This window comes from Rossellomorea sp. GQ25, from assembly GCF_059758515.1.
Map to the genome: position 1 here is coordinate 147,414 of NZ_JCAXEQ010000001.1, position 17,320 is coordinate 164,733.

At 39.9% G+C, this 17,320-nt stretch carries 19 protein-coding genes; 12 read left to right on the forward strand and 7 right to left on the reverse strand.

The genetic code is table 11. The features are described from left to right. The first annotated feature begins 61 nt into the window (after window positions 1–61). Window positions 62–997, forward strand: a complete 936-nt coding sequence (locus AC6CIB_RS00815; RefSeq protein ID WP_498277411.1) for an LCP family protein — start codon at window positions 62–64, stop codon at window positions 995–997. A 1-nt stretch (window position 998) separates the two neighbouring features. Here the strand turns inward: AC6CIB_RS00815 and AC6CIB_RS00820 are convergent, their stop codons facing one another. Beyond that, window positions 999–1,724, reverse strand: a complete 726-nt coding sequence (locus tag AC6CIB_RS00820) for an AlbA family DNA-binding domain-containing protein (RefSeq protein ID WP_498277412.1) — start codon at window positions 1,722–1,724, stop codon at window positions 999–1,001. 1,027 nt (window positions 1,725–2,751) lie between these two features. Here AC6CIB_RS00820 and AC6CIB_RS00825 point away from each other — a divergent pair. The 4 genes from AC6CIB_RS00825 to AC6CIB_RS00840 all read left to right on the forward strand — a co-directional run bounded on the left by AC6CIB_RS00825 (window position 2,752) and on the right by AC6CIB_RS00840 (window position 6,611). Next, a complete protein-coding gene (locus tag AC6CIB_RS00825) occupies window positions 2,752–3,672 on the forward strand; it encodes a CobW family GTP-binding protein (protein WP_498277414.1) in 921 nt (306 codons plus the stop codon). 355 nt (window positions 3,673–4,027) lie between these two features. After that, on the forward strand, window positions 4,028–4,363 hold the full coding sequence (locus AC6CIB_RS00830) for a DUF2085 domain-containing protein (protein WP_498278594.1): 336 nt from the start codon (window positions 4,028–4,030) through the stop codon (window positions 4,361–4,363). A gap of 104 nt (window positions 4,364–4,467) precedes the next feature. Further along, entirely contained in the window at window positions 4,468–4,878 is a 411-nt protein-coding gene (locus AC6CIB_RS00835; protein ID WP_498277415.1) for a MarR family winged helix-turn-helix transcriptional regulator, read from the forward strand. Between the two features lie 113 nt (window positions 4,879–4,991). Then, complete coding sequence (locus AC6CIB_RS00840; RefSeq protein WP_498277416.1) at window positions 4,992–6,611, forward strand: MDR family MFS transporter; 1,620 nt, start codon at window positions 4,992–4,994, stop codon at window positions 6,609–6,611. 88 nt (window positions 6,612–6,699) lie between these two features. Here AC6CIB_RS00840 and AC6CIB_RS00845 read toward each other — a convergent pair whose 3' ends face one another. Further along, window positions 6,700–6,945 carry a DNA alkylation repair protein gene (locus AC6CIB_RS00845; protein WP_498277417.1) on the reverse strand — a complete coding sequence of 82 codons (246 nt, stop codon included), beginning with the start codon at window positions 6,943–6,945 and terminating at the stop codon, window positions 6,700–6,702. Between the two features lie 71 nt (window positions 6,946–7,016). Here AC6CIB_RS00845 and yoyC point away from each other — a divergent pair, with 71 nt between their 5' ends. The 3 genes from yoyC (at window position 7,017) to AC6CIB_RS00860 (ending at window position 9,623) form a co-directional block, all read left to right on the forward strand. After that, window positions 7,017–7,298 (forward strand): protein YoyC, encoded by a 282-nt coding sequence (gene yoyC / locus AC6CIB_RS00850; protein ID WP_498277418.1) that lies wholly within the window; start codon window positions 7,017–7,019, stop codon window positions 7,296–7,298. Between the two features lie 458 nt (window positions 7,299–7,756). Continuing rightward, window positions 7,757–8,587, forward strand: coding sequence for a CAP domain-containing protein (locus AC6CIB_RS00855; RefSeq protein WP_498277420.1), 831 nt, complete (start codon window positions 7,757–7,759; stop codon window positions 8,585–8,587). 262 nt (window positions 8,588–8,849) lie between these two features. After that, window positions 8,850–9,623: an SDR family oxidoreductase gene (locus tag AC6CIB_RS00860; RefSeq protein ID WP_498277421.1), complete on the forward strand. Its 774-nt coding sequence runs from the start codon at window positions 8,850–8,852 to the stop codon at window positions 9,621–9,623. 61 nt (window positions 9,624–9,684) lie between these two features. Here AC6CIB_RS00860 and AC6CIB_RS00865 read toward each other — a convergent pair whose 3' ends face one another. Next, window positions 9,685–11,052, reverse strand: coding sequence for an MATE family efflux transporter (locus AC6CIB_RS00865; RefSeq protein WP_498277423.1), 1,368 nt, complete (start codon window positions 11,050–11,052; stop codon window positions 9,685–9,687). 318 nt (window positions 11,053–11,370) lie between these two features. On the opposite strand from AC6CIB_RS00865, the gene AC6CIB_RS00870 reads away from it, so the two are divergent. From AC6CIB_RS00870 to AC6CIB_RS00880, 3 genes are all read left to right on the forward strand, one after another. After that, window positions 11,371–11,505, forward strand: a complete 135-nt coding sequence (locus AC6CIB_RS00870; protein ID WP_498277424.1) for a hypothetical protein — start codon at window positions 11,371–11,373, stop codon at window positions 11,503–11,505. 260 nt (window positions 11,506–11,765) lie between these two features. Continuing rightward, window positions 11,766–12,836 (forward strand): undecaprenyldiphospho-muramoylpentapeptide beta-N-acetylglucosaminyltransferase, encoded by a 1,071-nt coding sequence (gene murG, locus AC6CIB_RS00875; protein ID WP_498277426.1) that lies wholly within the window; start codon window positions 11,766–11,768, stop codon window positions 12,834–12,836. Between the two features lie 60 nt (window positions 12,837–12,896). Then, on the forward strand, window positions 12,897–13,046 hold the full coding sequence (locus AC6CIB_RS00880) for a DUF2639 domain-containing protein (protein WP_113970979.1): 150 nt from the start codon (window positions 12,897–12,899) through the stop codon (window positions 13,044–13,046). Window positions 13,047–13,227: 181 nt separating this feature from the next. Here the strand turns inward: AC6CIB_RS00880 and AC6CIB_RS00885 are convergent, their stop codons facing one another. The 4 genes from AC6CIB_RS00885 to AC6CIB_RS00900 form a co-directional block, all read right to left on the reverse strand. Continuing rightward, on the reverse strand, window positions 13,228–13,782 hold the full coding sequence (locus AC6CIB_RS00885) for a GNAT family N-acetyltransferase (RefSeq protein ID WP_498277427.1): 555 nt from the start codon (window positions 13,780–13,782) through the stop codon (window positions 13,228–13,230). 285 nt (window positions 13,783–14,067) lie between these two features. After that, the gene (locus AC6CIB_RS00890; RefSeq protein WP_498277428.1) at window positions 14,068–15,198 is read right to left on the reverse strand and encodes an amidohydrolase; all 1,131 of its coding nucleotides are present in this window, start codon (window positions 15,196–15,198) and stop codon (window positions 14,068–14,070) included. 63 nt (window positions 15,199–15,261) lie between these two features. Further along, window positions 15,262–15,861, reverse strand: coding sequence for an undecaprenyl phosphate transporter UptA (uptA, locus tag AC6CIB_RS00895; RefSeq protein WP_498277429.1), 600 nt, complete (start codon window positions 15,859–15,861; stop codon window positions 15,262–15,264). Window positions 15,862–15,871: 10 nt separating this feature from the next. Next, window positions 15,872–16,651 (reverse strand): undecaprenyl-diphosphate phosphatase, encoded by a 780-nt coding sequence (locus tag AC6CIB_RS00900; protein ID WP_498277430.1) that lies wholly within the window; start codon window positions 16,649–16,651, stop codon window positions 15,872–15,874. Window positions 16,652–16,892: 241 nt separating this feature from the next. Between AC6CIB_RS00900 and AC6CIB_RS00905 the strand changes: the two genes are divergently transcribed. Continuing rightward, entirely contained in the window at window positions 16,893–17,216 is a 324-nt protein-coding gene (locus AC6CIB_RS00905) for a DUF4870 domain-containing protein (protein ID WP_148969340.1), read from the forward strand. Window positions 17,217–17,320 lie beyond the last annotated feature (104 nt).

A 17,320-nucleotide genomic window follows, 5' to 3' on the forward strand; every position in this document is an offset into this window, starting at 1 on the left:
TTCTTACTCGTATAGAATATATGTGCTTTACCAACAATGAGAGTATATATGAGGTGATCTTATGAAAAAACCAGCGTTACTGCTGACTTTATTATTTTCTGTATTCATTGTTGTAAGTTGTTCGCCTTTCTGGGGTGAGAGAGAACAACCGGCACCCAAAGAAGAAGTTCAATCGCAAAAGCATTTCTTAAATGAAAAGGATGAATCGATTTTTCCTTTAGTCCTTCAGGATAAAAAATCTCCTGTTAATGTACTTCTAATCGGTTCAGATCAACGAAATAACGAACCTGCCCGTGCAGATGTTTTAATGGTTGCTCAATATACTCCACAATCCACATCCATGAAGATTGTTTCTATCATGAGAGATACATTTGTCAACATCCCTGGATATGAAAAGAGCAAAATTAATCATGCGTATACGTGGGGTGGAGAAGAGCTCCTGGCTGAAACGATAAAAAAAAATTTCAACATAGATGTTCACCATACCCTGAAAGTAGATTTTAAGGGTTTCATAAACATGATGGATCTCGTTTTTCCAAAAGGGGTCGGGGTTACAGTGTCAGAGCCGATGATCAAGTATTGGAAATGGTCAAAGAGTCCCGGGAATCAAGTTTTAAAAGGAGAAGAAATCTTACAATATATAAGGTTTAGGGGAGACATAAATAGCGATTTTGGACGAGTGGAGAGACAGCAGGAAATCATGGAGTTAGCAGAAAACAGTCTAATGGAGCAAATGCAGTCTGGCGAAGGAATTACCACCGTCGTTTCTATTATGAGAGAAGGTTTAAAAAACGTGGAAACCTCTACACCAATGAGTGAAGTGATAAAGTATGGAATGTCATTAATGCTAAATCCCGTAAACCGGGTGGACACACTTCGAGTACCGATAGAAGGGAGCTTTACGGATCTTTCTACAGTGAATGCAGGACAGGTCTTAGACATGGATGAACAGAAAAATCAAGAAGCCATCAGTGAGTTTCTGAAAACAGTTGAGTGATTTACCAAGAATGAAACTCGGATGAATCCAGGTCCAGGAAAGTTTCTATCTTTTTCATCTTTCTTACAATCAAATCATGTAGATATTTTTTGTACTTCAGGTCTTCAGCTTGATCATGTTCCAAATGCAGAATTTTAAGATGTTCCAGATGTTCTCTTAATGTACGCTCATCACTGTCCGATCCACCTGACTGGACCTTGCGGAGAATGACGTCCACCAATTTTTCGTGGCTAGCTTCGATTGTCTTCGTTCCTTGTCTAGCATAAATGGCCCCATACCTTAATTCACCTCTTGTCACAATAGAGGTATAGGGAACGTATCGTGGATCATAATCAATGATGAGAACCTGGAATCGTTTTAAGTTCAACAAAGGGTGAATCTCTTTAGGGAAGATGAAATCCTCGGTTCGATAACGTAAATATTTTGGAAGTAGATGCTGTAGTTTATTATCAACATCCGCTTTATCTAAAAACTCCTCATCTGACAATCCCTTTAAATCTAACGATCCATCATCATATTGCATCACTCCTATAATTATGCATCCGCCTCCTGTATTGGAGATAGCCAGAATATGCTTCGCCATTTTTGTGAATTCAATCCAATCTGATTTGAAATCCACGTAATCCGTTTCCCCCGTATTATGAAGCAACAGATCCTTCAATGTTTCATGAGAAGGATTCTTCAAAAAGTCCCTTAACTTAAGCGGAACAATCTTCTCATAGTACAATGACAACCCCACCTTTTTAGTACTCACATGTATTGATTCTGCCGAAATGGAACGGTCTTTTATAGTGATAAATTGAAGAAATAAATAACATCCATAGACTATCTTAGGTGACTTAATTCCTGTCTATTTCATTCTATGCGTGTAAAGATTATAAAACGCATTTTACAATGGCTCTTTTCTAAAAGTTTGTAGTTTTTGAATGTCTGCTTGGGCTCTGTTCATTAGTGTGAGCTGGATGGTGAGGGGAACAGCTCAGCTTGTAGCTAGCGTACGGCCGAGCCTCCTCGGCTTTGCTTCCGGGGTCTAGTCACGCCGGTTCTTCCGCAAGAGTCTGCGCAGTTCCCCTCACCATCTTTAAGAGATTTTTCGTGACAGATCTAAAAGGTGTCAAATCCAATCTAATTAGAAAACAGAATTCATCTTCAATAAGACATTAACCTCTACTCACTTTAAAAGAAGTATTCAATTGAGCCGTCACAAAAACACTGATTAATAACTGATTTTTGAGCTAGCATTAAGAGGTTGATTTTGTGCTCATATGTTTAGATAGTTTGTTTTTTGGGAACAAACGCTCAACATATCTACAATAGAAGCTTTTTTTGTATTTGAATATCCGTCATTAGGAAGTCAAAATGTAGAAGCACAGAGTGGATTGTAGCGGAAGGCACTTGACTCCTGCGGGAGATAGAGGGAAGGTCGAGACCCCACAGACGGAACGTCGAAAGGAGGCTCGACTTCCTCCCCGGGGAATCTTGTGCCTGGAGCGGAAAGGAACGATCCCTGTTTTTACACTACCACTCATGATATATTCACTTTTTCTTGGAAGTTATGCAAAGCCAGTGGGTGAGACCACGGAGGCTCACCACAGCCCCACGGAAAGCGAGCATCCTGTAGCGGAAATCAACTACAACTTTATTCTCTAAGATGGCCACAAACTTTGCGAAAAGACCATTACGAGAATGCCTTCATTGTGTTCATAAGCGCTTTCTAATAGAATATGTATAGGATCTATAGAGAGGAAGATTAAATGAAGAAAGATGTTTATATACTATCCGGATTCCTTGGAAGTGGAAAAACAACGTTATTAAAAGATTTGCTTCAAGCCTTAAAGGACCAGAATAAAAAACCGGCCGTATTAATGAATGAATTAGGAAGTGTATCCATCGATAGTGATGAAGTTGAAAAAGATACGGCTTTACGGGAGTTGCTTGATGGATGTATATGCTGCACCATATCAGAAAAGCTGGAATCTCAGCTTCAGGAATTACTGCTTAACGAAAATTTCGATGTACTGGTTATTGAAACCACAGGAGCAGCACACCCCGTTGAGGTTGTTGATTCCATCTTATCCCCGCTGTTTGCAAATCAGTTCGAATTTAGAGGGATTGTTACTGTTGTGGATGGACTACAGTGGCGAAATAGAGGTGAATTCAGTCCGGCCGTCTTACATTTGATGAGAGAACAAATTCGCCATGCTCAATATATTGTGGCGAATAAAATGGATTTGCTTTCAGAGATGGAGCAGGGAACATTCTCGTATGAGCTTCAGCAAATCAACCCTATTGCTAAAGTGTACTTAACCAACTATTCAAAGGTCTCCATGACAGATCTATTTTCTTTAAAAGCGGATAACCGAAACGGTTCCTATGAGAAAGCATCCATCGGCGAGCATTTAACCCTACAAGCAATCGTGTATACATTCAATGGATCAGTCAAAGGAGAAGCGTTTGAAGAATGGGTGAAAAATCAACCTGACAGCATTTATAGAATGAAGGGGTATGTTCCTTTACAGGGGCGAAAAAATCCAACCTTGTTTCAATATTCATATGGTATGCCTTTATTTATGCCGGGAGATATGAAATATCCTACCAATTTCGTCATAATTGGAGATGATTTACATAAATCAGAAGTAATACGTTCATTGCAGGAGATAGATATAACCGAATAACCTAAGGAGTGGGGAAACAATTCATGGTGTTTCTATTGTTTAGTGTAGAACTGATCATATTTATCGGTGGACTATACGGGTTGAGTATACATGAGACAACACTGCAGTTCATCATCTTTACCAGCCTCATCGTACTTAGTGTCATCATGTTTATATCAACGATCGTGTATTATCAGCGAAAAAAACATAAAAGGGAAAGGACCAATGATTGTTGGGACTGTGCATTTTATTCACCGGACTGTCTTCCTTTTCCACGGGGAAAGAAATTTGACTGTGATTCCCCGGACTGTGATTGTACTCCGGACTGTAGTCCATAGGAGGGGATAGAGTGAAAGACTTCCTTACATTATCTTTTATGCCCTGTCATAGAATACGAGAACGTTCACTCATCGTCAGGGGGAAACAATTCCCATTATGTTTCCGCTGTATGGGAATTCTCGTGGGAATCCTAATCGGGATCCCGTTCGTTTGGGTGTATTTTCCTTTGGTAACATTCGTTCATTTGCTTTATGTGGGAATGCTCATCATCCCTCTACTGGCAGATGGATACACCCAGAAGTGGAAGTGGAGAACTAGTACTAATTCGTTACGGTTGCTGACCGGACTCCTATGTGGGATCGGACTATCGATTAGTATCATTCTTTGCTCCAAGGTGGGAGTCAGAACTGTCATGGTCTTGACCGGTTCATAACCATTGACAGATCAGAAGAAAATGTTTAAACTATAATAGTTAACTTAGTGAACTATTTAGTTAGTGTAAGCAGTGAGAAAGGTCGATTTTTAGTGGGAAAAGAAATGTTCGAGTTAGAGGGATTATTTAGATCCGTTTTTAGAATGATGAAATCAGATATTCGAACCATCTTTGGTGAGTTCATTTCCAATGGAGAATTTCGGGTACTTCAGCTCATTAGGGAGAATGGGGCATTGAAATCCTCTGAAATATCCAAACGTATGGAAGTATCGGCAAGTCACATTACTTCCATTACAGATACATTAGTAGAAAAAGGGTATATCACAAGAATGCGTTCTAACGAAGATCGTAGAGTAGTAGAGTTAGCTTTGACACCTCAGGGCGTTGATATGCTGGCTCAATGTGAAGAAAAAAAGACTCAATACTTTCAGGAATTATTTGTGAAATTTGATAAAGAAGAGATAAACCACCTGATTGAACTGTTTGAAAAACTATTAGCATCAAATCGCAAGTAATAAGTGTAAGAAAACAGAGCAAGGGTTGACCGGAATGGGTCATCCCTTCTATTATGCTTAATTACTTAAGTAAGTGAATTATTCTAATTATAAATATTAAGGGAGACTTAAAAATGGAGCACTTAGAACATCGAAAAAAAGTAATGATCATGATAGCCATCATGTCAGCCATGTTATTCGCAGCATTGAATCAAACGATAGTGGGAACCGCTTTACCACGAATTATTTCCGAAATCGGCGGGATTGACTATTATAGCTGGGTATTTACAATCTTTATGTTAACCAGTTCGGTAACAGCCATATTAGTAGGGAAATTATCGGATATGTATGGAAGAAAGCCATTCATCCTCCTTGGTATCGGTGTCTTTATGATCGGGTCATTCTTGAATGGACTTTCTTCCTCAATCCTTCAATTAATCATCTTCAGGGGGATTCAGGGCTTTGGAGCCGGGATGATCATGTCTACTGCGTTTACGGCTGTAGGAGACTTATTTTCGCCTCGGGAAAGAGGGAAGTGGCAAGGTTTAATGAGTAGTGTATTTGGTCTTGCAAGTGTGTTCGGACCTACATTAGGAGGCTGGATCGTTGATAATGCAGATTGGCACTGGGTATTCTGGGTCTTCCTTCCAGTAGGTTTCGTCGCCTTTGGAATGATTTATAAAATGTTTCCTTCACAGAAACCAAATAGAGGGTTGAAAGTGGACTATTTAGGCTCCGTTATGCTTACTCTAACGATTATTCCATTACTATTGGCCTTTACATGGGGTGGGAATGACTATGAATGGGTTTCCCTTCCGATAATAGGGTTACTGTCAGCAACGGTGTTATTTTTTGTCTTATTTATCATTACGGAAAAGAAAGCAAGTAATCCCGTTCTTCCACTTCAATTGTTCAAGAATAAAATCTTCACGTTATCCAATATCATTGGATTTATCCTGGGTGCCGGGATGTTTGGAGCCATCATGTATATGCCGTTCTTTATCCAAGGAGTCATGGGGACATCTGCCACTAAGTCGGGCTTGGTGATGATGCCGATGACATTAAGTATGGTGATCGCAAGTACAGTTGGTGGACAGATCATCACTAAGACAGGCAGATATAAATTTCTAGCCCTTATCGGTTTGTTCGTAATGAGTGCAGGAATGATTCTTTTATCCTTTATGGATACGAACACAAACAATACAACGGCTCTAATCAATATTATTATAGTAGGAACAGGTCTTGGACTGAGCTTCCCTGTGTTCACTTTAACGGTTCAAAACGCTGTTCAGCATAAGTTCCTTGGTGTGGCTACCGCTGCAACTCAATTATTCAGACAAATCGGCGGTACGATCGGGGTAGCCATCATGGGTACTGTGATGAATACTTCCATGTCTTCAAAGATGACGGAGAAAATGACTGAAGTGAAAGACTCACCTGTACTTACGAATCCTGAAACATCAGGAGTGATGAAGCAGCTTCAGGATCCTCAAAACATTATGAATGGTGAGAAATTAAAAGAATTACAATCAACATTACCACCAGAATTCCAAGGGATTTACGCAACCATTCTCGAAGGAGTGAGAGAGTCTTTAAGTTTCGCTTTAACGAATGTCTTCTTTATTGGTGCTATCATTCTTCTTGTTGGTTTTGTACTAACGTTCTTTATGAACGAAATCCCTTTACGTATGTCGAATAAAGATGTAACTGAAGAAGAGAAAGAAACAAAGCTTAAAGAAGCATCCAATCATTGATTGGCTCCAGTTCTAAATAAGAAAAGGGGTAACCGGGTGGATCTGTACTAAAAACACAGAGCCAACCAGTTACCCTTTTTAAAATGAATTACATCGTGCTTTCTCCAAATTTCTTAAACGTCATCTCATCCTCTACTAAACCGCAAGCGGCACATTGTACTTTTAATTCCGGTCCATTGTATGCTAGATGAAAAGGTTCGAGCAGCCCTTCTTCATAACTTTGAACGACTTCTCCAGAGGCAGGATCGAGTTTCACACTCTGAGATACTTGTTGTATAATATTAAACCGAGTGCGATTCGTTTTACAGCTGGGACAGCGATAGGGTGTAGTCATGTACATCACCTTTCCTTGTTTTTTTCTAGTATGCTTTATAAATAAACTTTTTATGTAAGGGTTGTTGGAACATGAGATTAGAATCATTCGATGCATTATTAGAGGCCTACAGGCAGATATGGAAAAACAGATTATTAATAAGTGAGGGTACTTCTTCAGAAAAGATCCTGAAGGAGACCATTAAACGTGAACTCTTGGACGGCAATAGTCATCCAAGAGTGCGTAAATCAAAAGAAGAAAAGTATCACTCAGCTACGAAGAGAATCATCGAATCGGACCTGACAAGTGAAGAGAAAGTTTCATTAATAAAGGTACACCTTGAAATGGTCTCTCAATTGAACGGAGATACATAAAGACATTTAAATGTTTAACATGCATAACTGAGGGCAGACATTTTGTATCCAATCATGAGGGATTATCAGAAAATAAACAAATCATACATTATTATTGAATCTGACAAAAAATGAAATAAATACCAATATTTAGGGTTGGATCGTATGTTGTGTGAAATGTTACTGTAACATCCGTTACAATGATAGGACCTTTAAAAAGCTGTCAATATTGATATTCAGGTAATTATTAGTCTTCAAGACTAAATAATACAATCATTGGAAATGTAAGTAAATCATTTCTGAAATACATTTCTCCCTACTAGAATCAGTGATTACTATAGTACTATAGAGTAATTGTCTTTCAAAATAGAACAATTGATTCCTAGTTACCAAGTTCTCCCGTAAATGTAACAAAAACAGGGTGGTATGATGAATGTGCAGCAAGGAAAAACACATTCACTAAGGAGGAATTCATTTTTATGAACAAGAAAATGATGATTTCAACTGCAACAGCATTCACTTTATTAGCAGCACCATTTGCGGCAGGTAAAGCTGACGCTGCAACACCATGTCCAACAGATAAGGTTGCACAACAAGTGAACGCATTCAAATATAGTGGTAGTCAAGAAGATTTAAATAAATTTGTACAAGATACTCTAGCAAAATACCAAATCAATGGTAAGGATATTAATGTACAAGAGCTGTTAAATGGACAAGCTCCTAAAGCTCAGGCAGCACCAGCGCCTGCTAAGGAAGCACCAAAAGCAGAAGCACCAAAAGCAGAAGCACCAAAAGCAGAAGCGCCAGCACCAGCTCCAAAAGCAGAAGCACCTGCACCAGCTCCAAAAGCACCAAAAGCAGAAGCACCTGCTCCTGTAGCAAATGAACAGCAACAACAACCGGAACAACAGGCTAGTGAAGAAGCAGGTCAATTAAGCCAATATGAGCAAAAAGTAGTGGAATTAACAAATCAAGAGCGTGCAAAGCAAGGTCTTCCAGCTCTTAAAGTAGATACTGAGCTAAGCAAAGTTGCACGAGAAAAGTCTCGTGATATGCAAGCGAATAACTACTTCTCCCATGATAGCCCGACGTACGGTTCACCATTCGACATGATGAAGCAGTTCGGCATTGAATACAGCTCTGCCGGTGAAAACATCGCTATGGGTCAACCTACTCCGGAAGAAGTAGTACAAGCATGGATGGACAGTGATGGTCACCGTAAAAATATCTTAAGCTCAAACTACACTCACATCGGTGTAGGACATGTAGAAAACGGTAACTATTGGACTCAACAGTTCATTGGTAAATAATATAACGCAACCATGAAAGCAGCCTCTCTTCTGGAGAGGTTGTTTTTTTGTGTTTATCCTCTTTAAAAGTAAAGTGGTGTTCACAATTTGGTACAACAAAGCTTAGCAAAGAAGGTTTGAGATTAGGTTTTCACTCAACTAGGAAAGGTATACAAAGAATAGTGCGTGTAAGTTCATGAACACACGAATTAAGAGCTCACATTTGCAATTCAGCCTAATCATTCTTACTATTGAAGTATAACGAGTACGTGGAGTGAGCTTGATGAAAGAAAAAGTTGTACTTATAACGGGAGGGTCAAAGGGGATCGGCCGGCGAACGGTAGAGGAATTCTCGAAACAAGGCTATACCGTTATTATTAACTACAGGCAAAACGATCAATTTGTTAAGAATCTTGTTTCCCACTTGAAGGAGAAATTTAACAATAAAGTAATAGCGATCAAAGGTGATATTTCTGTACCCGAAGAATGTGAACGAATGGTAACGGAGATATGGAATGAAGTGGAAAGTATCGATATCTTAATTCATAATGCAGGTCCTTACGTGAAAGAGCGAAAGTCATTTGCTGATTATTCCCCGGAAGAATGGAATTACATAGTAAATGGAAATTTAAATAGCGTTTTTTATTTATCCAGGCTGATCATTCCTAAAATGCGAGAAAAGAATTGGGGAAGAATCATTACGTTTGGATATGATCGGGTTGAAACAGCACCAGGCTGGATCTATCGTTCCGCGTTTGCTGCAGCAAAAGCGGGACTTGCCTCCTTTACGAAAACGATATCAATAGAAGAAGCTCGTAATGGGATAACGGCCAATATGATCTGCCCTGGAGATATCGTAGGCGAATGGAAAGAAGAAGAGATCCATAAAGCAAAAGAATACCGTGATCCAGGCACACCGGTCGGGCGACCAGGAACAGGGGAAGACCTTTCGAGGATCATTTCTTTTCTTTGTAAAGAAGAATCTGATTTTATTACCGGCTCCATCATTCCCGTTACAGGGGGCAAGGATGTGCTGGGTAAGGTATCTCGTCAGTGAATGACAGAATAGACACGGCAGAAAAAAGAATCTGCCGTGTCTATTGATTTCATTTATGGGTTTATTCACTTTTAAGGCTATATTGTTTTCGATACTTTTTTTGTATGAATAATAGCCTGGCTGACAACGTAATGGCACCTGCCGTTAATCCTGATGTCAGACCGAGCCAAAATCCGTATGGACCAAAGTCAGTGTAGTTTGCCAGGACATAACCCAGCGGTAATCCAATCACCCAATAGGATATAAGTGCCATCATAAAAGTGATATTAACATCCTTGTATCCTCTGAGTGCCCCTTGTACCGGCGCCTGAATGGCATCTGATAGCTGAAAGAATACGGCATACAATAAGAAATGAGCCGTTAATTCCAATACATATGCATCATCTGAATAAAGGTAAGAGATTTCTGAACGGAACACGAGCAAGATCACACCATATATGACTGCCAATAGTAATGCAAAGCTTACTCCCATCCAGCTGTAGATTTTTGCATCCCGGAGCCTTTTCGCCCCTACCTCAAACCCTACAACAATGGTTAATGCCATGGATATACTAAGAGGGATCATATAGAGAAATGATGCAAAATTGATCGCTGCTTGATGAGCTGCGATAACAACCGTGTCATAGTTGCTCATTAACAAAGTAACGGCAGAAAAAATGCTTACTTCAAAGAAAATCGATAAACCGATGGGTACCCCGATTTGAAAGAGCTCTTTCCACTTAAGAAGGTTTGGCTTATGAAGGGTTTTAAAGACATAGAATTGGTTAAAAGGACTTTTCGTATGCACGACCCAAAAGGCAATGAGAGTAATGACCCAATAGGTGATGGCTGATGCATAACCCGCACCTACTCCTCCTAATGCAGGAAAACCGAGCTTTCCGAAAATCAGTAAATAATTAAATACCACATTGATCGGAAGAGAAAGCAATGTAATAAACATGGTGACCCTTGTCATTCCTAAAGCATCAATAAACGATCTCAGCACATTATAGATGAACAATGGAATCATCCCAAATGAAAGTCCAATAAGGTAATCCTTGGCTACAGTACGGACCTGTGTTTCTATATTCATTCCATTCAGAATAGGATTAAGAACGAATGCACCGACAATCATCACGAAAAGAGATAGAGCAATGGCAGCATATACGCCTTGAAGCACAGTGTTAGGAACATCTTTCTTATCTCCTCCTCCGATTAATTGAGCGACTATTGGGGTAACCGCGAGAAGGATGCCACTTAAGCCCGTAAATACCGGGACCCAAAGGGAGGAACCTATGGCGACACCTGCCAGGTCGATGGGAGAATACTTCCCTGACATGATGGTGTCAAAGAAATTCATCGCAAACATTCCAAGCTGCGTGACCAGAATGGGAATGAGTATAAAGGACAATTGTTTGATTTTATCTTTAATAGTGTGTGTTTCTCTCATAGAATGAACTCCTTTGCATAACGTCCTTGACCATATGATAAATTCACTATCATACTGTATCATATTTTCAAGTGATAGAGAGTCAAATATGCATTTTAACGGATCACTCTTATATAAACGGTGTTGAAAAGTGTACTATTGGATAAAACACGAGGGTGTTTCTTCACATTGGAGCTCGTGGATGAGTCGGTTGTATTTCCTCGTGAACTTTATGTTTATCGTGATAGCGGTCGTAGAAGGCCTGTGGCTAGCTGTTTGGGTTACGTTGGCATTTTACGGTTTGTCCCTCTTACTTAGAAAACGATTGGAGAAGGTAATATGATCGAACCGAAGAAAAGTCCGGGATTTCAACGTATCTTGGCCAACTACCTTACTTATCAGCTGAAAAAGCATTTTTATCGTGTATGGATCGATATCAGAGGGAGGCATGGAAATCACCGTCTGGACACTTGATACTCGCGAATCACTCGAGCTGGTGGGACCGGTTAATGGTGTTTTACTTAAATCATTATGTTGTAAAAGTAGACAGCTATGCGATGATAAGTTTCTTCTTAAAACGTTTAACACGATTATGACAGAGATTGAAAGGGTTCCGGTTTACGGACCCTCTTCTTTTGTCAAATTTTCGTAGTTCTATCCCACCTGCATTTTTGGTAAAGTGTATAATGATGAATAAGAAAAATATTAGAAAATCGAGTTAGGAGTTTATACATATGAGTAAACGTATTTTATTTACAGGCGGTGGATCAGCAGGTCACGTTACGGTAAACACGGCACTGATCCCACACTTTGAAAAAGAAGGCTGGGAGATTACGTATATTGGATCGGATGACGGAATCGAAAAGGAAATCATAACAGAACAGTTTCCTCATATTCCGTACGAAAGTATTTCAAGCGGAAAGCTCAGACGATATTTTTCATGGAAAAACTTTTCGGATCCATTCCGGGTGATGAAGGGTGTGTTCGAGGCGTTAGCCGTCATTCGAAAGACGAAACCAGACATCATCTTTTCAAAAGGGGGATTTGTTTCAGTTCCCGTCGTCATGGCTGCCAAGATTGCAAAGATTCCAGTAGCGATTCATGAATCAGATGTAACACCGGGACTCGCAAACAAATTAGCGGTTCCATTCGCCACCAAAATCTTCACCACTTTTCCTGAAACGGTTCAATCACTTCCAAGTGATAAATCATTATGCGCAGGAGCGATAATACGTGAAGAGTTGTTTACAGGAGATGCAAGGGAAGGAAAACGATTAACCGGGTATTATGAAGATAAGCCTGTATTGATGATTATGGGTGGAAGTCTTGGTGCCAGAAAAATTAACGAAGCGGTAAGAGGGAACCTGGATGACCTGATAGCCGATTTTCAAATCATACACATATGTGGTAAAGGGAATGTCGATGAAACTTATACCCAACAAGGGTATCGACAATATGAATTCATAAAAGGTGAGCTTCCTCACTATTTAGCGATGACAGATTATGTGATTTCACGTGCGGGATCAAATTCGATCTTTGAATTTCTTGCGTTGAAAAAACCAATGTTACTGATCCCCTTATCAAGGGAAGCTAGTCGAGGAGATCAGATTCTTAACGCAAACAGCTTCGTAAAGCATGGATATGCATTAAAGCTGGAAGAGGAAGAGCTTACAGAAGCGAGCTTCCTCATGAAAGTCAAGGAGTTAAAGGAAAATCGAGATACCTATATCCACAACATGGAAAAGGGTCAAAAAGCTTATACCATACAAGACATGTATGTGGAACTTTCATCTATGTCCCGATAAAAAGTCATTGTCATCTCCTTTAAGCATATAGTATATAAATGGTTGAAGGGGAGAGGTACAATGGCTTATCAATTTTCAAAAGGGTGGTACCTTCAAGAGCTTAAAAAGGCGGGAATCCATTATCATCCGCTAGAAAAAAGAAAATTGGAGAATTATAAAACCTATGTCGTAAGAAATTTGTATTTTGAGAAAGTAGCGAAAAAAAAATAAAAAAAGGAGTTGCATGTAGTTTGTGCTTATCTTTTGAAAGAGAGATAAGACGTCAACTATCAGTAACTCCTTTTTTTGTGAGCTATAATTTTAATCTATGCATGAAGGAAGAGAGAGGATCGTATTTGCATTGTTTTTTAAACGAAAAACCGATTTCCTCATAGGGAAATCGGTTTATATCTTAAGCTTCCAAAGCTTGCTCTTCTTGGGATTGTTGATGCTGATATAGATAAAGTGTGTACAAGTCTTTAGGGATTTCATATAAATCATATACTTCTTCTTGAGCATTTAATTGTTCGTAAAGAGATTTTCTTGTTTCATTCGCTCTAATTACATATGGAAGTTTTTCTGCTGCTTTTTGGGAGCGGGTATTCACTTTACGGATTCTCATGAATATGGTTTCCATACCCAGTTCAAAGAAAAGCTCAGCGAAGAATGTGTCTTTGGCTGGTTGATTGTATCCTTTTCCATGATATGGTTTGCCGAGCCAGGTTCCCAGGAATCCAGCATTTTCTTGAATATCAAATAAATTTATCGTTCCGATAGGGTTGCCCCATTCGTCCAAAATGGTTCGTGAAATGAGTTCTCCACGTTCCTCAGCTTCAATCGTTTGTTTCGTTAAGAATAGGAGCTCCTCATAGGAATGAGCTTTTTGACGCACAAAAGGGAAGACATCCGGGTGCACCATCAGGTCATAGAGCTCATGACACTCATGTAATTCACGTTTCTTGATCATAGTAGACCCTCCTTGAGGGCAGTCTACTTGCGTACGATCCCACCCTCGAAATTTTTAAAAGTTAACTAAAAAATTTCGGGGTGGGAATCGAACCCACTAAGACCAGTCAAGAAACTGGTGGCGCACCTTTTGCCTTCCCTTCATTACAATCACTCTATAAAATAATAAATCGCGTTTTTAGAACAATGTAATCGGAAATATATTTTCCATTTGTATCATATACGAAATATCTCAAAAAGGAAATAGGTAAAATGCTAAATTTTGATGAAAATTTTTAACAAATTTCTACACGTTTTGATATGCGATTTCTCCATTCACCATCGTCAGGATAGGCTTCGCCATAAAATGAAATGGATGGTGACTCCAAAGGACTAAATCGGCATCCTTGTTTATCTCGATACTACCGATACGGTCAGATACACCAAGGTTTCTGGCGGGGATAATGGTGATGCCTTCAAGAGCTTTATGTTCTTCCAATCCTTCACGTACAGCGATAGCCGCACACATATTTAAGTATTGAATGGGAGTGTACGGGTGATCTGTCGTAATGGATACTTCGACACCAGCTTCCGTCAGTTTTTGATACGTGATCCAGCTTTTGTTTTTCAGCTCTACTTTCGATCTTCTCGTGAAGGTTGGACCTACTGAAACCATTAAATTCTTACCGTGAAATTCCTCAGAGATGAGATGACCTTCTGTACAATGTTCGATACGTAAATCCAAATTGAATTCGTCGGCAAACCGGACCGCAGATAGGATATCATCTGCACGATGCGCATGTATCCGAACCGGAATTTCACGTTTTAAAGCGGATACTAAAGGTGCAACCCTGAGCTCTTCTGGTTGATCGCAATATTTAGCTGAGAAAAATGCTTCTCTAAGCATTCCCATAATGCCCATTCTTGTAATGGAATCATTATTGCCCGTACTATGAATCCGCTTAGGGTTCTCCCCAAGTGCAATTTTCAATCCGGAGGTTTCTTTAATGAGCATAGAACGAATCGTTGAGCCATAGGTTTTGATCACAGAAGTCGTACCACCGATGACATTTGCGCTCCCCGGCATGACATTAACCGTTGTGACACCGTACTTCAGAGCATCTTTAAAACCGGGATCTAATGGATACACGCCATCAAAAGCCCGGATATGAGGCGTCATGGGCTCGATGGTTTCATTGGCATCATTACCTGCCCACCCTGTGCCTTCGTCATATAACCCTAGGTGGGTATGGGAATCGATGAAGCCGGGAAAAAGAAATTTCCCCTGGCAATCATACACTAAAGCTTCGCGTGATGACTCTACGCTATGTGAGTATATCTGTTTGATTTTTCCGTCTTTTATGAGTACAGAGCCGTTTTGAATGGGCTGTGATGTGATGGGGTTTATGGTTGCGTTCTTTAATAGTATGGAATTCATAGTTAATCCTTTCGTGGGTCTTGTTTCCTTCTTATTTTAAACAATTTCATGGGAAAAAAGAAGTTATTCCTTCCTTTTGTTTTTCCAAATGGAAAAAAACAGATAGAGAAATGTTCCTAACACCGCAATGAAACTCAATGGCTTAATATAACGTACTCCGATTACTTCTATGTGCTCCCAATGAGTACCCAGCTCCATGCCGATGACCATAAACAATAATGTCCAGGGTAGCATGGCTGCAAAGGTATAAAGACTAAAAGTAGAAAGGGGCATGCGGGTGATGCCCGCTGGAATACTGATGGCGTGACGGACAATCGGAATAAATCGAGCGGTGAAAATGACGATGGTACCATGCTTATCAAACCAATTCTCAGCAGCAGTCAGATGCTTTTGCTGAATAAGAAGATACTTTCCATATTTTTCGAAGAAAGGGCGGCCTCCATAATAGCCAAGCCAATAGAGAAGTAGTTGTGCAATTGTGCCCCCGATGACCCCGCTAAGGAACGCTCCAATGAAGGACATCTTTCCGGCATTCACCATAAAGCCTGCATAGCTTAATACAAGCTCACTTGGAATCACTTCGATCATGAGAGCAAGTGCGATTCCAGCGTAACCCCAATCTGTTAATTGTGTCAGGATGTGTACAATCGATTCATGGTTCATCATTTTCCTCCTACATGATCCCTGAGTATTGAAGAAAGAGTATCAAGAGCCCCAAAGTCCAAACATAGTAGGAGAAAATTTTTAGCGAGTGCTTTTTCAAGAAATTTACCATCGTAAGGATGGCGAAGTAACCGAAAACCGCAGCACTTACAGTTCCGATGGCTAAACTTGAAAAAGAAATCGCTTCAACAGTTCCTCCTACCATTTCCTTTCCTTGTAGCACGATTCCTCCAAGTATGGCAGGGGTAGAGAGAAGAAAGGAAAAATAAGCCGCCGTTTCCCTGTCCAGCTTCCTGAATAAACCTGCCGCAATGGTTAAGCCTGACCTTGATAATGCCGGAAATATGGCTGCTGCTTGAAAGCTTCCGATCACCACTGCATCTGTGTAAGAAAGATCATCCAGTTTTTTATAGCCATTTTTCACTCCATCTGCAAAATACATAATACATCCCGTTGCAAGAAACTCCCATCCGATGGTGGAACCCGTCTTTGAGATTGAGTCGAAGAAATCTTCGAACAAAAAACCAACGATTACAGCCGGGATCGTCCCAATAATGAGAATCCACGATAATTTACTAAAGGGGTGCCTCAGCATGTAGAGAAGTTCCTTTTGATATACAACGAGAACAGCGATCAATGTTCCGATATGAAGCATTGTATCCAAGAAAAGTCCAGCTTCCTCCAATCCAAAGCTAAGCCTACCGAGATAAAGGTGACCTGTGCTTGAGATTGGAAGGAACTCTGTTAAACCTTGTATGATTCCCAGAATAAAGGCTTCAAATTTATTCAAATCCACCACTACCTTTCTGCAAGTCCACTAAGGACAAACTCCTCTTTTTAACATATATTCCATCCTTTCACGTTTCATGAGGACTGTCCTTAAGTTTGATGAATTTCTCTTCAAGGGTTTCAAAAAAATACGTGTTTAGATGAAACTTTCTGACTGAATGCACGTAAATATAGAGGAGGATAGAATCAAACTGTCTGTTTACTCTAATTTAGGGTGAGCGGTGAAAAGGAGGAATTTCAATATGCCTACAAAAGATGAAAGAATGATGGCAGCTCTTATTTATATATTAAGCTTCTTCACAGCATTCATTGGACCATTGATCATCTGGCTTATCAAAAAGGATGAATCAGAATTTGTGGACTTTCATGGAAAGGAATACTTCAACTTTCTCATTTCATATGCCGTTTATGGTTTGGTAAGCACCATTCTAATGGTGGTGCTGATTGGATTTGTTCTGGCTCCTGTCGTGGGGGTCCTGGCCTTGATCTTTACCATATTGGGAGCGATCAGAGCCTATGAGGGAGAGCATTATAGAATTCCAACGGTCTTTCGTTTACTTAAATAAGCAGTTGGGAACTCATGAGCATTCATGGGTTCTTTTTTTCTGTTCCATTAAGGCTCTTTTCATAAACTTTGTTGCTCTTAAAAAAGCGAGTAGTGGTTGATTTC

Excerpts from the sequence above, each read along its gene's own strand:
- AC6CIB_RS00855 (WP_498277420.1), top strand. The coding sequence starts at position 7,757 with ATGAACAAGAAAATGATGATTTCAACTGCAACAGCATTCACTTTATTA.
- yoyC (WP_498277418.1), top strand. The coding sequence starts at position 7,017 with ATGAGATTAGAATCATTCGATGCATTATTAGAGGCCTACAGGCAGATA.
- AC6CIB_RS00890 (WP_498277428.1), bottom strand. The coding sequence starts at position 15,198 with ATGAATTCCATACTATTAAAGAACGCAACCATAAACCCCATCACATCA.
- AC6CIB_RS00825 (WP_498277414.1), top strand. The coding sequence starts at position 2,752 with ATGAAGAAAGATGTTTATATACTATCCGGATTCCTTGGAAGTGGAAAA.
- AC6CIB_RS00845 (WP_498277417.1), bottom strand. The coding sequence starts at position 6,945 with ATGACTACACCCTATCGCTGTCCCAGCTGTAAAACGAATCGCACTCGG.
- AC6CIB_RS00870 (WP_498277424.1), top strand. The coding sequence starts at position 11,371 with ATGATCGAACCGAAGAAAAGTCCGGGATTTCAACGTATCTTGGCCAAC.
- AC6CIB_RS00865 (WP_498277423.1), bottom strand. The coding sequence starts at position 11,052 with ATGAGAGAAACACACACTATTAAAGATAAAATCAAACAATTGTCCTTT.
- AC6CIB_RS00840 (WP_498277416.1), top strand. The coding sequence starts at position 4,992 with ATGGAGCACTTAGAACATCGAAAAAAAGTAATGATCATGATAGCCATC.
- AC6CIB_RS00835 (WP_498277415.1), top strand. The coding sequence starts at position 4,468 with ATGTTCGAGTTAGAGGGATTATTTAGATCCGTTTTTAGAATGATGAAA.
- uptA (WP_498277429.1), bottom strand. The coding sequence starts at position 15,861 with ATGAACCATGAATCGATTGTACACATCCTGACACAATTAACAGATTGG.
- murG (WP_498277426.1), top strand. The coding sequence starts at position 11,766 with ATGAGTAAACGTATTTTATTTACAGGCGGTGGATCAGCAGGTCACGTT.
- AC6CIB_RS00830 (WP_498278594.1), top strand. The coding sequence starts at position 4,028 with ATGCCCTGTCATAGAATACGAGAACGTTCACTCATCGTCAGGGGGAAA.
- AC6CIB_RS00815 (WP_498277411.1), top strand. The coding sequence starts at position 62 with ATGAAAAAACCAGCGTTACTGCTGACTTTATTATTTTCTGTATTCATT.
- AC6CIB_RS00905 (WP_148969340.1), top strand. The coding sequence starts at position 16,893 with ATGCCTACAAAAGATGAAAGAATGATGGCAGCTCTTATTTATATATTA.
- AC6CIB_RS00860 (WP_498277421.1), top strand. The coding sequence starts at position 8,850 with ATGAAAGAAAAAGTTGTACTTATAACGGGAGGGTCAAAGGGGATCGGC.
- AC6CIB_RS00880 (WP_113970979.1), top strand. The coding sequence starts at position 12,897 with ATGGCTTATCAATTTTCAAAAGGGTGGTACCTTCAAGAGCTTAAAAAG.
- AC6CIB_RS00885 (WP_498277427.1), bottom strand. The coding sequence starts at position 13,782 with ATGATCAAGAAACGTGAATTACATGAGTGTCATGAGCTCTATGACCTG.